Annotated in this window: 16 protein-coding genes; all 16 read left to right on the top strand. The window is 33.6% G+C overall.

What is annotated here, in order from left to right; translation table 11 throughout:
- Positions 1-455 precede the first annotated feature (455 nt).
- The 16 genes from ACKTTV_RS08810 to ACKTTV_RS08735 all read left to right on the top strand — a co-directional run bounded on the left by ACKTTV_RS08810 (position 456) and on the right by ACKTTV_RS08735 (position 15,380).
- Positions 456-1,100, top strand: coding sequence for a hypothetical protein (locus ACKTTV_RS08810; protein WP_408030469.1), 645 nt, complete (start codon positions 456-458; stop codon positions 1,098-1,100).
- A gap of 52 nt (positions 1,101-1,152) precedes the next feature.
- The gene (locus ACKTTV_RS08805; RefSeq protein WP_408030468.1) at positions 1,153-2,382 is read left to right on the top strand and encodes a DUF2586 family protein; all 1,230 of its coding nucleotides are present in this window, start codon (positions 1,153-1,155) and stop codon (positions 2,380-2,382) included.
- A gap of 15 nt (positions 2,383-2,397) precedes the next feature.
- Entirely contained in the window at positions 2,398-2,823 is a 426-nt protein-coding gene (locus ACKTTV_RS08800; protein ID WP_408030467.1) for a hypothetical protein, read from the top strand.
- Positions 2,824-2,927: 104 nt separating this feature from the next.
- Complete coding sequence (locus ACKTTV_RS08795; RefSeq protein ID WP_408030466.1) at positions 2,928-3,263, top strand: hypothetical protein; 336 nt, start codon at positions 2,928-2,930, stop codon at positions 3,261-3,263.
- 11 nt (positions 3,264-3,274) lie between these two features.
- Positions 3,275-3,475, top strand: coding sequence for a DUF6890 family protein (locus ACKTTV_RS08790; protein WP_408030480.1), 201 nt, complete (start codon positions 3,275-3,277; stop codon positions 3,473-3,475).
- Complete coding sequence (locus ACKTTV_RS08785) at positions 3,468-5,228, top strand: hypothetical protein (protein WP_408030465.1); 1,761 nt, start codon at positions 3,468-3,470, stop codon at positions 5,226-5,228. The genes ACKTTV_RS08790 and ACKTTV_RS08785 overlap by 8 nt, the downstream gene beginning before the upstream one ends.
- Positions 5,229-5,233: 5 nt before the next feature.
- Positions 5,234-6,001, top strand: coding sequence for a DUF6046 domain-containing protein (locus ACKTTV_RS08780; RefSeq protein ID WP_408030464.1), 768 nt, complete (start codon positions 5,234-5,236; stop codon positions 5,999-6,001).
- An 8-nt stretch (positions 6,002-6,009) separates the two neighbouring features.
- The gene (locus ACKTTV_RS08775) at positions 6,010-7,308 is read left to right on the top strand and encodes a hypothetical protein (protein ID WP_408030463.1); all 1,299 of its coding nucleotides are present in this window, start codon (positions 6,010-6,012) and stop codon (positions 7,306-7,308) included.
- A 3-nt stretch (positions 7,309-7,311) separates the two neighbouring features.
- Positions 7,312-8,157, top strand: a complete 846-nt coding sequence (locus tag ACKTTV_RS08770; RefSeq protein ID WP_408030462.1) for a hypothetical protein — start codon at positions 7,312-7,314, stop codon at positions 8,155-8,157.
- A 2-nt stretch (positions 8,158-8,159) separates the two neighbouring features.
- Positions 8,160-8,516, top strand: a complete 357-nt coding sequence (locus ACKTTV_RS08765; protein ID WP_408030461.1) for a PAAR-like protein — start codon at positions 8,160-8,162, stop codon at positions 8,514-8,516.
- An 18-nt stretch (positions 8,517-8,534) separates the two neighbouring features.
- Positions 8,535-8,822 carry a hypothetical protein gene (locus ACKTTV_RS08760; protein WP_408030460.1) on the top strand — a complete coding sequence of 96 codons (288 nt, stop codon included), beginning with the start codon at positions 8,535-8,537 and terminating at the stop codon, positions 8,820-8,822.
- Positions 8,809-9,081 carry a hypothetical protein gene (locus ACKTTV_RS08755; RefSeq protein WP_408030459.1) on the top strand — a complete coding sequence of 91 codons (273 nt, stop codon included), beginning with the start codon at positions 8,809-8,811 and terminating at the stop codon, positions 9,079-9,081. The genes ACKTTV_RS08760 and ACKTTV_RS08755 overlap by 14 nt, the downstream gene beginning before the upstream one ends.
- Before the next feature lie 10 nt (positions 9,082-9,091).
- Entirely contained in the window at positions 9,092-10,090 is a 999-nt protein-coding gene (locus tag ACKTTV_RS08750; protein ID WP_408030458.1) for a hypothetical protein, read from the top strand.
- Between the two features lie 55 nt (positions 10,091-10,145).
- Positions 10,146-10,796, top strand: coding sequence for a hypothetical protein (locus ACKTTV_RS08745; RefSeq protein ID WP_408030457.1), 651 nt, complete (start codon positions 10,146-10,148; stop codon positions 10,794-10,796).
- Positions 10,797-10,889: 93 nt separating this feature from the next.
- On the top strand, positions 10,890-13,847 hold the full coding sequence (locus tag ACKTTV_RS08740) for a PKD domain-containing protein (RefSeq protein ID WP_408030456.1): 2,958 nt from the start codon (positions 10,890-10,892) through the stop codon (positions 13,845-13,847).
- 6 nt (positions 13,848-13,853) lie between these two features.
- Positions 13,854-15,380 (top strand): PKD domain-containing protein, encoded by a 1,527-nt coding sequence (locus ACKTTV_RS08735; RefSeq protein ID WP_408030455.1) that lies wholly within the window; start codon positions 13,854-13,856, stop codon positions 15,378-15,380.
- The last annotated feature ends 38 nt before the right edge of the window (positions 15,381-15,418 follow it).

Below are 15,418 nucleotides of genomic sequence, written 5' to 3'. Positions count from 1 at the left end.
GGTAATTTTACTTTACAATCAGGATATATACCTATTTATAAAGGAAGGGAGAAAATAATTTCGAGGGATGAGCTAGTGTTGAAACAATGAACTTTAGCTCTTAACAAAACTATAAAAAATATACTACAAAAGTGGTATTCAATGACTCTAATTATAAACTAATTTATTTAAGCATTTTTAGAAGACAAATTAATGTTTTTTAAATCTCTTCATAATCACTTATCAATTTAATTCATGCACTTATTTTAAAAACTAAAGCGGTTATAAAACATCCAAAATTACTACAAAAACCCAATATATATTTGACCAAGAATTAAGTGAGAAACCTATTCCGATTGGACAGTTTTAAGGTTGTTATGGTTATAAAAAACAGTTATTTATGTCTGGTTGGTTATAGTGAATTAATAGGAGGGGGATATAATATGTTTCAAAAAACAAAAGACTAAGGATTAGGAATGATTTTATCAGAGTTTTACAATCAAGTAAAAAAACAGATTGAGGATAATTTAGAGTTACAAGGCATTGAAGGAGTTGATTTTCATATGTACCATGATGCTGTTTTTTTAAATAATAAAAACAACCTGTTTATGCTGTTTCAATACAAAGATATTGAATGGGAAACGTTGCCAAATAATTCATTAACTGGTGAAATTTCTTTCAGTATTTACATAGTTGTTCCACCTCAAATTGATAAGACTACTGAAGAACTATTTTTATTGGTGGAACATATTGACACTTCTCTAATAAGGAATAAGGGACTAAAACAAAAAGATTCAGCGAACTCTCTTCCAATTGATGTTAGAAAGGTTAGCGAGAAGCAGCGTACATCTGACGATTTTCATTGGGGCAAAGATCACTTTTTCATTTGGGAAATGCAGTATGAAACTATGCTAACTAAGAATAGTTTCCAAAAGACCTATACAGTATTAACAAATGGAGCTTTTAAGTTAGAGGATTTGGAAGATCCAAAGAAGAAAGAAGAGGTCGAAGCTCTATTGGCACTTAAAGGGATTTCTTTAGAAGACTATTTATTAGATGAAGGAAAAAAGGGGGATTTAGTAGAACAGAAGGTGTTTTTGAATAACACGATAAACGAATAATAACTAAATGTTTACAGATCAAAATAATTAATTAACAATCAAAACTAATACTATGAGTGTATTATTTAACGATGTAGTCATAAATAAACTATCTGGTGGATTGGGACGAAGAACTCCAAATCAGGATATGATTTCAGGACTATTATTTAACGGTAAAGATGCAACAGGACCGAATCTTGGGGGAGAACCTTTGAAGTTAGAAAATGATAAATTATATCGACTGGCTTCACTAGAAGATGCAGAGTCTTTAGGTATCAATAGAGCCTATGATAATAATGGAGAATCGGCTTATTATCAAATAAGTCAGTTTTTCAGATTAAATCCATCAGGAGATCTATTTATTCTTAAAAATGATAAGGCTAAAACTTATGCAGAGTTGGTTAGCTATGCTAAGAATATGCAAGAACTGGCAAATGGAGAAATCCGTCAGTTGGCAGTAATTTTCCAAGGAGAAGATAAGCCTAAAGCAAAAAATGATGAATACTTTAGTCAAGTTACAAAGGCTGTTTCAGCTGCCAAAACTGTAACGAATGCGGCATTTGCAAACCATCAGCCATTGGAGATATTTTTAGAAGCAAAAGGATTTGATGCTTCAAAGGATTCAATAGATTTAAGGAGTTATGATGCTTCCGGAGTTTCTGTTGTAGTGGCAATGGATAAGGAAAAATCTCTTCAGGATAATTATAAAAATACTGCAGCCGTAGGAGTCCTTTTAGGAGCCGTTTCAAAGGCGAAAGTTTCTGAAAATATCGCATGGATTGAAAAATTCAATCTTTCAGGAGAAGGCTTTCGTTCGGTAGGCTTTGTTGGAGGAGGTCAGTTAACCACAGAGGGAGTTCAGAAAACTTTAGATACTCATAAGTATATTTTTTCCAGAAGTCATACCGGAATTGGAGGAGTGTATTTTAATGATAGTCATACTTGTACTAAAGAAACTTCAGATTTTACTTTCATCGAAGCCAATCGTACCATTCATAAGGCAGCACGATCAGTTAGGCAGGCTCTATTACCAAAAGTAAATGCTCCTGTATTGGTGGATCCTGTAAACGGAACATTACCTCCGTCAGTTATTAAAGGATATGAAACTTTATGTAGAGCTGCTTTAGAGCGAATGATATCAAATGGCGAAGTTTCTCAAATTGATGTGTTTGTAAATCCCCAGCAAAATATCCTAGCAACAAGCGAATTAAAAATAAAAATAGAGGTTGTTCCTACTGGAACCGCGAGAAGAATTACTGTAGACCTCGGATTTAAAAACCCATTTGCCAAAGGCAACTCTTAAAAAGAAATAAGTATTATGTCACACTTACCATTAGTAAATGGCCAGCGCCATGCTTGGTCGTCTGTTGAAGTAAATATTTTGGATAGAATTGTTACAGGAATAACTGCTATTAGTTATGACGATTCTCAAGTAAAAGAAAATCATTACGGAGCTGGAGATATGCCAGTTTTCAGAGGGAGAGGGAAATATGAAGCCAAGGCATCATTAACGCTCTATGATTACGAGGTTGACGCTATTCAACAAGCGTTACCAAAAGGAAAACGACTTCAAGATGTTCCTTTATTCGATATTAAAGTTAGTTTTTTAGATAACAGCAGTGATGTTATTACTCATGTTATTCGCAATTGCGAGTTTAAAACAAACAAACGCGATATGAAACAAGGAGATACAAAAATAGAAGTTCAATTGGAACTGATAGTATCACATATTGAGTGGAATTAATAGTAATAAAATTTTTACCAGACTTTTTTATGTTGGATTTGAGAAGAATATTAACCAAGTCTGGTAAAGTTTTCAATTAAAAACAACAAAAATTAAATAAAATAATGGAGACAACAACAAGTAAAATAATAGACGGAAATATTACAGAATCTCAATTTCATACATGGAAAGAAAAGTATGGGAAATTAATAAAAGTAGAAATAGAAAATGAGGAGGAAGTTCCATGCTTTGCTTATTTCAGAAAACCAAGTATGGCAACAAGAGCAGCCGTATTGCAAACCTCAAAAGTAGATGAGTTTAAAGCTTTAGAAGTGCTTTTTAAGAATTGTTATTTGGGAGGAGATGAAGAAATAAAGCAAGACGATGATCTTAAAATATCTGTGATTACTGCATTTGCTGATTTAACCCAACCAAAAGAGGCAAAGGCAAAAAAGATTTAGATCCTTTCCTTATTAGTGAGGATGAAGGAGAGGATGATCTATTAAAGGCAGCAGCTCTTATTAGATACTATTTTAAAACAGATCCTTATAAGAAAACCGATGAAGAGTTTTATTCGTTACTCGGAGAAGCCTTGTGGTTGCAAGAATATTTAGATAAAAAACAGGAGTACATTATGGCGAACGCCATAGCAAAAGCATTTGGTGATGACTGATAATCAATTTAAAGATTTAAAATTTGCTCTCTCTAAGCTTAGTCTCAAGCTAGGAGGAATCAATACTGATATACAAACTAGTAATACACATCTTGAAAAAACATCAACAGGTATTGATAAGGTGGTGTCTATTCTTGAAAGAGGGTTTCAGAGTTTAACCTTAACTAGCAAAGTTTCTAAAGGAGTTGGAGTCAGTGGGGTTACTTCTCAGAATACTTTGGGAAAAGCTCCTAGTAATTTTTCGGTACCACCTGGAATGGCTTTTACGATTTCAAAACCTATTGAACCAGTTACTGAACCTGAAATTGCAGATACAAAAGGGAAGGGATTTAAATTAACTCCTATCATTGGCTTGTTATCTAAATTAGAAAAAGCTGTGGAGAGCCCAAGAAAAGCAGTGGATAAACTTAAAGATTCCGTGGCGACAGGTGTTGCTAAAATTTATATGGGGTATGATAAGATGGGACTGAAATTTATGACCTTTCAAAATAAGTTGAAAAAGTTAGATCAAAGTTACTCAGGAGTACTTGATAAACTTAAAAAGAATACCAGTGGTTTGTTAGGAAAATTGGGGCAAAAATGGCAAGAAAACAACAAAATGATTGGTGTGTTTGCTGGAACTATCTTAACGGCCGTACAGGGAGTTGGTTTCACAATTAAAAACACTATTGGTAAAACAGCTTCGGCAATAGGTGGTGTTGCTGTTAAATCTGTGTCAGCCATATTCAGCAAGTCAAATTGGTGGAAAGGCCTTAAAAAAGTACAAGGACTAACTTTGAAAAGCATAAAGGCATTCAAGAAAAAAATAGAAAGCATTTCTATCAATCCTAAAAAGATGTTCAATGCTTTGAAAGATGGAATGGGAGGTGTTTCTAAAGAATTTGGAAAAGGCGTTGCTGGAATTACAAATGTGAAATCAGGACTTGAGGGAATGAGTTCTTTAATGAAATCTGCGGGAATTGAATCTTCTGGATTAACAAAAGCAATTACTGGGGTTTCAACTGTACTTGCCATTTTATCTACTATGCAAAGTTTGGCGGCAGCAGGACAATGGGCAATGTCGGCGGCTCAATGGGCAGTGAACGTAGCTATGGGGGCTAACCCTATTGGACTTATTATTGTAGGTATTATTGGATTAATAACAGTTATCGGATATGCATGGGATCATTTCGAAGGTTTCAGAGGTACCATTATGGGAATGTGGGAAGTTATTAAATCGTTTGGCTCCGTAATCAAAGAGTTTATCATCAACCGAATTAAAGGAGTACTTTCAGGTATTACAGGTTTAGGGTCGGCATTAGTAAAACTTTTTAGTGGTGACTTTAGTGGTGCATGGAAAACAGCGAAAAAAGCTGTAAGTGACTTTGTTGGTGTGGATGATTTTGTGAGTGCGGGTAAAGGCTTTGCTAAATCTACTTCAAATATGAAAAGTAACTTTGATAAAGGGTATAAAAAAGGAGTTGATAGCAAATTTAGAATTGGTGATAAGCTTGGAAAAATGTTCTCAGGTAAAAAAACTCCTACGACTCAAACACCAATTGTACCTGCCCCAACTAAAGTAAAAGGAACAACATCGGTAACACCAATTAACCCTGGAGGAAGCACAATTAAGATCGATACTCTAGTAAAAGAACTTACTATAAAAACTACTACTCTAAGAGAATCTACTTCTGAAATAAAGCAACAGGTTAAGAAAGTATTACTAGAAGCATTGCAAGACACCCAAACATCAATTGTTGCTAAACCAAATTAAATCCTATGAGTTTTTCGTATAACATACCTAATTTATTGAAATCATTGAAGCTTGGGCAGAGTAGGAGTGTGCTCAGAAATGTAAGTAACATACTGAGTACATCGAGTCCAAGATCCTATACAGAAAACCTAAAAAATCTTACAGAAGAATACTTTTTTGAATCCATAAAAGATCTGACTGAAGTTGATGAATTTGTTATGGCAGGAGGTACTTTTAGTTTGCCTGTTTTTGCTCCAATGGTTATTGAAGTTCCAAAGGATCAATTACTAAAGAAGTTTAAAGGAACGCAATTGGGAAATCAGCTCGATAACAACGATTTTTTGACTGAACTGTTAGGTACCGCAGCAGGATTTCGGTTGGATGGAGTTTCGATTTCTGTTTCTCGAAGCAAAAATATTGTTACTACAGCTGTTCAAGGAAGAGAATATACAGTGAAAGAGTTTATATCAAATGGTGATCACGAAATTTCAGTCAATGGAGTTTTGGCAACACATGGTAAAGGGTATCCAGCAGCTCAGGTGGTGCAGCTACGTAAAATATTCGATAGTAATATTTCACTAAAGGTTGTAAATGCCTTATTGCAAAAAATGGGGATTTTTGAAATGGTAATTACTAATTATGAGTTTCCAAGTAATGAAGGTTTAAAAAATATTCAACCTTTTAGTTTTTCAGCATTGTCAGAACAGCCTCTTGAAATCAGGAAAAGTGAACATTACAAAAACCTTGAGGAACTGGGGAAACAATCGTTAAAGAATATTGTATCACGTTTTTAATCATAGGTATGCTCAATTTAAACTGCGAAATAATTATATACGAGGTTACCAAGAAAGGAAAACGTACCCAAAATCAAATTTCAATTGACTTTGTAAATAGTCTTGAAATAGAAAGTAGTTGGCGAGAGTTTACTGATACTGCATCAATTACTTTACCAAGATTAATCGATCCTGATATTAAGGATTGGGAAAGTCAAGATAAAAGTTTTAGACAGCATTTAAACCTTTGGGCGAAATATCATCCTCATATTGAAATTTATTTAGGATACCAAGGAAGAAGAAACTTGGCTTTTAAAGGAATTATTAGAGATGTTAAAGGAGGAGTACCCGTAACCTTAATATGCGAGGATGATATGTATCATTTTAAAACTAAAATGATAAGTTATTCTAACAAAAATGCCTCGTTAAAATCGATTGTGGAAAGCTTTGGTAGTATTACAAACGCTAAAGGTGAAACGATAGGTATAGATTGTAAAGAAGGTATAAACTTAGGTACTTTCATTACTGAAAAGCCGATGACTCCAGTAAAGGTATTGGAAAAACTTAAAGATGATTATGGTATTTATAGTTTCATTCGATATGATAAAGAACATTATTCTCATTTAGTTATTGGAAAAGAGTATGAAGTTAATCATGGAAGTACCATAGAAGATATTAAAACAAAGTTCGGCGGGAACTTCATTTTCTATAATAATATAATTGAGGATGATCTTATTTATAAATATGAAGAAGATATTAATGTAAAGGTGAGCTATGTAGCTAAAGGAGCAGATGAAAATGACCAAGTTAAAGTTACATACCCAGATGATGACCAAAAAACACGAATTGATTTTAGCGGTATTTATGGAGGGGTATTGAGTGGCCTATTCAATAATATCCATATAAAAGAATCTACAGTAGAAAAAGATTTGAGTGAAAGTGCCGAAGAATTGGTTTTTTACACTTTTGAACATAATCTGAAAGAAAGAAAAAAGAATAAAAACGAATTAAAAGAGTTGAAAAGCAAATTGCTGAATATGGCCAAAAGACGCTTAGAGCTCATAAAGCACGATGGGTTTAGTGGCAGTTTTACCAGTTTTGGAGATATTCTAATTGAAGACGACGATCCTAGAAATAATATTGGAGGTTTTGTAAGACATGGTGATCATATACAATTACAGGAACAAAATAAAACTTCAATAATAGGAAAAGTGCTCAGCAAGCAAATGTATTTTGTTGATGGAGTCACTTACAGCTTTGGTATTGATGGTTTCAGACAAAAAATAGTTTTGGGGAGAACAAAAATTGAGACGAATAAAAAGGGATAGATAATGAGTGAAATAGGAGACATAATTAAGAAGATAGCTAGTAGCGTTGATGTTGTGAATACTTTTCCAGCCATTGTTACTGCCCACGGAGTAATAGAAGAAGATAATAAGAAAAAATACACAATATCGGTTCGCAAACTTATTACTAGCAATCCAGAAATGGAATATTTGAAATTACAAGCAAAACTTGATTCAACTTATATATCAGAAGATTTGAAAAATAAGGTGTTAAGTTCTGATGAATCTAATCGAAAGTATAACCCAATTGAATATCACGATGTTCGTTTGAAATCTGTTGTAAACGGAATTGAAGAGGGGATAATTCTAGTTCCTAGAATAGGTAGTTGGGTACTGGTTTCTTTAATAGATAATATAACAGCTCATACATATGTTTCTCAGTATTCCGAAGTCGACAGGGTTATACTACGATTGAACAATATGAAAGATACTAATGGAGGTCAAAAGAAGCCTGAGGAATTCGTTGATATTAATTTAAGTGCAGGGAGCCTTCAATTAAAATATGGGGATTCATTCCATACTCAAATAAGTAAGGAACAACTCACTTTTGATTTTTTATATCCTAAAGAAGATTCTGATTCAGATCAAAAGAAACAATCGACCTTGAGTTTTAGTAAAGATAAGTTGCAACTGAATTTCATGGATAAGGAAGCAAAAGAAGTTTTTAAAAGCACTTTCGATTCAGAAAAGGTAGTCATTCAAACGGGTGATGAGAAAAAAAAAGTGGTTCTAAGTAGCGAAAAAGGGATAAATCTGATAAGTGATACAGATATTAATATCAAAGGAAAGACAGTAAATATTGAAGGAACAGAAGCCATAAACTTGAATTAATTATGACGAATTTAAAAGATTACTTAAAAGATCAGGATAGTTTAAGGTGTGATCAAGGAAGTTTGCAAAAAGCTGTTTTTAAAGCTGTAAGTGCATTTAATGTGAACACTAGTTCTAAGACTATGGCAAATACTAGTGATAAGAAGCTTAGTAATATACCCAAATTTGGAGATTGTGCTATTTTAAGTAAAGTGACTGGAATACCCACAAAATGTGTTTATGAATTGGATGAATGGGAGTCAGTTAAAACTGATGTGAATATAAGTGGCAAAAAAGCGTTGTTAAAATCTTCTTCGTTAACCTGTATTCCTGTAAAAGGAGATAAAATTAATGTTGGTACAATTAAACCTGTTAAATAAACTACTAAATCAATTTTTATGAATGATTTTATTTTAGAAGATGACCTTTTATTTAAAAATGGGGATTTACATATTACTGATGCGAGTCAGCAAAACATAGCGAGCATATTACTTTCTCAAAAGGGAGGATTTAAAGAACATCCATTGGTAGGTGTTGGAATTGAAAATTATCTTAAAGGAAATACAAAACTTAATAAACTGAGACTAGAAGCTGAAATTGAAAAGCAATTACTGCATGATAATTTTAACGTAAAGCATATTGATTTATCTGACCTAGAAAATATTGTAATTGATGGAAACTATTAAACCACAGCAAAACCAAAACATACTTGACATAAGCTTACAAAAATATGGAACCATTGAAAAGGTGTTTGATATCGTAGAACAGAATGGTTATGAAACTGTAACTCATGAAGTGTCCGAATATGAATCTATTGAATTACCAGTAAGTAATGTGAAGCAAGACATAGTTAACTATTATGAAACTTCAGGTATTTATCCAGCGACGAAACATACAGTTCCAGAGATTAATTTGATACTTCAAGAAAGAAAGGAAAAACCTTAAATATTAAAAAATGGCACGTACGATAACTGAAATACAGCAAGAAATTATACAAGAAAAAAATAGCATTGAAGCCTTAAAGGGGTTGGATAATTCTTCAAAAACTTCTATGTGGAAATTATGGACTTATATTATGGCTTCCGCTATCTGGACTCATGAAAAGATTGTAGAGCGAAATATGTTAGTTTCTCGTCCTCACACTTTAAATTGGTACAGAGAACAAGCTTTGAGTTTTGTTTATGGGCACCCCTTAAAATGGGAAAAAGGGTTTTTCATTTTCGATAAACTAGGACTTTCAGAAGAGGCGTTAAATTCGAAAAAAGTGGTAAAACATTGTGCCGTTGGTGAAGTTGATTTAGATACAATTTTCAAAGGAGGAGGTATTCCTCAAACATCAGCAGAAATTAATGCAACCATTGCTTCCTATTTTCATAATCAAGTCGGAGTTATATTTATGAAAGTAGCAGGAGAAAATGAATCTGGTAATATTCAGCGTTTGTCAAAAGACGAACTTACTGTTTTCAGAGAATATATGAGACAAATTAAGGATGCAGGAAATCAAATTCAAATAATTTCTGTTGACGGTGATCAGCTTAGTATTGAAGTGGATTTATATATAGATCCGCTAAAAATATATGTAAATCCATCCGATGTTCCGTATTATATAAACCCTGATAGCGCACCTGATGATTATGAGTTTGATAGTAATAATGGAGTTTTGATAGCCTCACCAAATATACACCCAGCGAAAATAGCAATCCAACAGTTCTTAAAAGATTTAAAGTTTAATGGAGGTTTGGTAAAAACATACCTCACTGATGCCATACAGAAAGCTGACGGTATAAAAATACCTATCGTTAAAAAGCTGGCTACCGCGGCGGCGGCTCTGGATCTTACACCTGTTTCAGATGAGGTTGAATACTTTATCCCTCAATCGGGTTATTTCGATTTAGATAGTTTACAACTTAGTTTTAGGTATATCCCATATACTTTCTACAGAGATTATATATAGAATTAATCTTTCCCCTTAGAAATATAAAGACAATAACAAACTTAAAATTTTTGTTTTGAAAAATTACGTTACCATCAATTGGGATAAAATCCTTTTATGGATGATTCCTCCCATATTTAGAAAACAAAAACTGATTCTTTGGTTAAAAGCAAACTTAAGTCCATTAGTTAGTTTGTATAATAGTAATCTCTACAAGGTACAGCATAGTGGGCAAGTGGTTTATTTAGAGAAAATGCTGAATGAACAGTTTAATCAGACAAAGGAATATAAACCAAATGCTACAATCGCGGAGAAACAAGCAGATAAGCTCATTTATATCGCTGAATCATTAAAACCTAGTTTGCAACATATTTATCTTCATGAAGAACATGATTTAGGTTATGAGGCTCCTTTAGTATATAAACGGAATGAAGTAACTCCATCTTCTGGAAAAGGGATGTATTTAGTAGGAGTTAAGGATTATACCGAAATGGAATATGCCAATTTTCGAATTATGATTCCGAGTTCATTGAATATAAAAGAAAAGTTAGATGGTGTCAGTGGAATTGAGAGGATTCAAAGATTAACCAATGAGCTTTATTTCGTCGATGTTGAGAATCATCAAAATACCGAATTGACCCCCATTGAGGTAAAAACATCCAAATTTCACGAGTTAATACGATTTTACAAGTTAGCTGGTAAAACCTACGAAACTTACCAGTATTAGATAATATCACAAAAAAACGTTACCCAATAAAACACTTAAAAAATCAGATAAGCTAAGACCATAGGATAGCTTACGATAAAAAATACCTACGTTATGAATCAAGTAGATTTCACGAAACCTGGAGGTTTTCCTCTTGAGCAAAATACATTGGCAAGACTTCAAACGGCTTATAAAGATGAGTTTTTTATGACCTTTAAAAAACATTTAGGCTTAGAAGAAAATAAAAACTATTTGTTGTACCCAGCAACGAATGAAGAACAAGGATGGTTAATAATCAAAGGGAATTTAATTCAACTTTTACCAAGTTTAAATACTTCTAACTATGTTAAGATAACGGAAACGCATGAGGCTTTGGTATTCCGTTCTGGAGCGAAACATAAAGTATTTATTGACCGTAAAGCTGAATATGTAAGTGAGATTCCTGCGGTTACCCCTATTCCTCTAGAAAGTGAAGATCAGAGTGTGTATGAAGCGTATTATAGTATAAGCGATTTCGAAAAGGTAACTAATATTCCCGATTTAGGAAATATCTATTTACCGTTAGATGGTAGCAGTGCTATGTCTGGCAATCTTAATTTGGGAGGATATAAATTAAGTGCTTTAGACGTTATGGAGCATCCTCAAGCAATTATTCGAAGTCAAGAATTAAAAATAGGGCACTCAGAAACACGTGGAAAAGTTTATCCAGATACGCCTTTGGGAAGAGCTTTGGTTGATGTAGGAGGAGTTTTAAGTGTGAATCATGAAGCGGATTGGGAAAATATTCAAATTGACGGGGCAATAAAACTCCCTGAATTAACCAAAGATAGTTCAGGGAATAAACATCCAATATTAATTGACGAAGAAGGCAACTTAACCAGAAGTAATGGGAGTTTTATCGGTAGTATCGTTTTAGGAATGATAGCGCTTTGGCATCAGGAGGAGATTCCCCACGGATGGGTTATTTGTGATGGATATTTGGGAAGAAAGGTGAATGGTTTTACCATACCAGATATGCGGTCAGAGTTTTTCGAAAATGTACGTTATATAATGTATGTAGGAGATTTCAATAGATATCCTTTAGTAAATGCTGGGAAGGATTTAAATATAGAATTACCATGGACTTTAGGGAAAGAATTCATAACCTTATCAGGAACAGCAACAGATGAAGATGGAACAATAGCAAAACAATTATGGAGCTATACTTCGATTCCTTCAGGTTTGAATTGTACAATTGAATCCCCAGAAAGTCTACAAACAAATGTTAGAAATTTAGAAGTAGGGAATTATGTTTTCAAATTAACCGCTTGGGATCAGGAAGGATTAGAATGGTCTGATGAAGTTAAAGTTCAGGTAACTCAAAATCAAGCTCCGATAATTCAAAGAATTGAAGGGATTACAAGTTTATCAGTTAAAAGAGGAACAACTGGAACACAATTGACTGTTATAGCAAGTGATCCGGAAGGAAGAAGTTTACAATATCAATGGACGAACGCCAATGGAACTGTAATTTCAAATCAACATGTGGTGTCTCTTTCAGGGTTAGGAATTGGAAATCATTCATACAAGGTTAAGGTAATAGACGATAGAGGTTTTTCATCAGAAAAAGCTATAATAGTAAGTGTATCAAAAACTAAAATTGCTCCTAAGGTTAACGCTGGTTCTGACCTAAGTATTCAATTACCAACTAATCAAGTGACTTTGTATGGTAACGCAAGTGATGAAAATCATGATAGCTTAAGTTATCAGTGGACCAAAATAGCTGGAGGGAATGCCAGTATTATCAGTCCAAATAATTCCGCTACAGCTGTTCAAAATCTGCAACAAGGAAATTATACCTTTAGACTTACTGCCACGGATAGCGATGGTTTAACAGGATACGATGACGTTGCTGTTCAAGTGAAACAACCAGCAAACGTAAACCCTACGGTATCTAATATATCTATTGTCCAAATACCTAATAAACCAGGTCATATTCGTATTTCTGCGATAGGGAATGATCCTGATGGAAACAATGGAAACTTAAAGTATCACTGGACTATTTCAGGAGCAATTCCAAATCCAGGTAATGTATCGTCTTTTGAAGTAAACCGTTATCAGATTCCAGTAGGCTTGTACGATTTTAAAGTTTACGTAACCGATGAAAGAGGAGGACAATCAAATACAGCTATTTATGAAGACTATGCAATCATAAAATTAAGAATAGCTACCAAGCCGAATAATCTTGATAACCAGTCTATATTTGATCTTATTATTGAAGGACCTCCAAATTATGGAGATGATAATATTAAGTTAAACGCTTCTTTTCATGTATATAAAGGAGGAGGTATGTTAACTGATTTAAGTAGCTCTGGTCTTGGAATGTTTAATCATGGCGATTCTAAGTATAAGGTTTTTGCAGATATGTCTTCTTCAGGAAGGATAACATTACCAATGGAAATTGAAGCGAACTTATGGAGAGCTTCGTCAGTGGAAGCTAAATTCAGCATACGAGGCATGGGAGCTTCAGTTGGAGCAGTGAGTATAGGACCTAAAGGCGGAGGTGGACCTATAGATGTAACTTGTTTCTGTTTGAATTCCAAAGTACCACTAGTTAATGGTTCAATAAAAACATTAAGAGAAATTCAAGAAGGAGATGTTTTAAAAGGAGTTGATTTTGATAATAGAATTGATGCTTCAGATGGAGATTATTACAAATGGAGAGGAAACTTATTAAATGCACGAAGTGCTGAAGTAAAAGTAAGACGTAAATCTGTTTTCATATCAGATCACTACTATGAAATAGTATTAGAAAATGAGCAAATAGTAAAAGTAACCGAAGGGCATCCATTATTGACATCTATTACAAATGAAAACAATGAAGTACAATGGGTAAAACCAATGGATTTACAAAAGTTAATGTACTTAGTTGACGAAATGGGAATGTTGAAGAAAATAGAAACGATCATCAGGATTAATGAAGAAATAGAAGTTGGTGTGCTTGATGTTGAATCTGTTGATAATTTCATTATCTCTGGAATTGTAGCGCATAATGCTGAAATCGGAGATAATATAGGGGATATTCAAAAATAATAAATCATGAATAGTATTGATTTTAGTAAAGCTGGAGGTTTTCTATTGGAGCAGGAAACACTAGATGGTATGCAGAAAAGCTACGGAGATCATTTTTTCACCGCTTTTTTAAGACAAATAGGAGTGAAAAGTTCTTTAAACTATCTATTTGAACCAGCTACTAAAGATAAGACAGGTTGGGTGATAATTTCTGGGAATTTAATTCCTGTACAACCCACATCAATTGTTACCTCTTATATTGAGGTAATAACCTTAAAAGAGGGGTTACAATTTGGTACAGGTATACATCATAAAATATATACCAATACGAAGGCAAGGCATGTCAGTGAAATTCCTGATATGTCAAAACCTTCGGAAGAAATGGAAGACTTTAGTATAGAGTATGCTTATTATGATCTTAGCACGTTTTTACCTGTTACGCATGTGCAAAACTTAAATCAACATTTACTTCCAATAGATGGAAGTGAGTCTATGAATGGAGATTTGTTTTTAGGAGGTAACAAGATAAGTAGTTTGGATGTTGAAGAACGAAAGGAGGCAATAATAAGAGCAAAAGATTTATATCTGAATGAGAATAAAGTAATCTCTGATAGAGGTAACGTTTTGATTATTAATAAAGAGAGTGGGTGGTCAAATATAAGTATTGCAGGTAACCCCCAATTAAAAGATGTAAAAAACACGTTCAACGAGTATTTACATCCGCTGGTTTCAGATTATCAAGGCAACTTGTTTAAAAGTGAAGGAGGAGTTGTTGGAGGCATTCCTCTAGGATTAATTCTCAAATGGAATTCAGATACCTTGCCTTACGGCTGGGTATGGTGTGACGGGAATAATTCAGAGAAAATTCAAGGAATATCAATTCCAGATTTAAGAGTTTATAATAAGGCAAACACCAGCTATATAATCTATGTACGTTATACAAATCGTCCTCCATCTGAAATAATAATATCAGGAAAAACACAACTTCACTATACTACTAAGACTCAATTTGCAAGTACGACTCTTGTGGCTTTAGCAAAGGATCCTGACAATGATGTGTTAGCTTATAAATGGACTAAAGTTTCTGGGAATATCAATTTAGAAGATGTGTATAATCCAGAATTAAAATTAGAAAATTTAACTGCAGGAAATTATCAATTACAGGCTAGTGCCACTGATAGTGAAGGGGCTACTATTGAAACTGTTGTGACTGTTGAGGTAACACTTGTTCCAGTAATGAGTTTACAACGTCAGTTAACAGGAGAGTACTTAAAAATTGAATCTTATACCATTACAATTGAAGGCGCACCAAATGGGAAAGTGAGTATACTTGGTAAGGTAGAAAACAACACTTCACTTGGGCATATATATGTCCACTTAATGCAAGTAGGAATCTTAATTAATCAAAAGGAATTTGAAGTAGAATTGGACGAAGAAGGAAGGAAATCATTTATGGTATCTGTAGGAGCAGGAAATACTCAAGGAATCACAGAAGCAAGTTTCCAAATAAAAGAGCAAGATGAAATATTACACGTTGTTGCTGTTCAGAAATAATAAAAAGTAGCTCACTTTTTAACGATCACATTTAATAA

This window comes from Tenacibaculum xiamenense (assembly GCF_964513065.1).
Classification (GTDB): Bacteria; Bacteroidota; Bacteroidia; order Flavobacteriales; family Flavobacteriaceae; genus Polaribacter; species Polaribacter xiamenense.
This window is presented reverse-complemented; position numbering and strand designations above follow the sequence as displayed.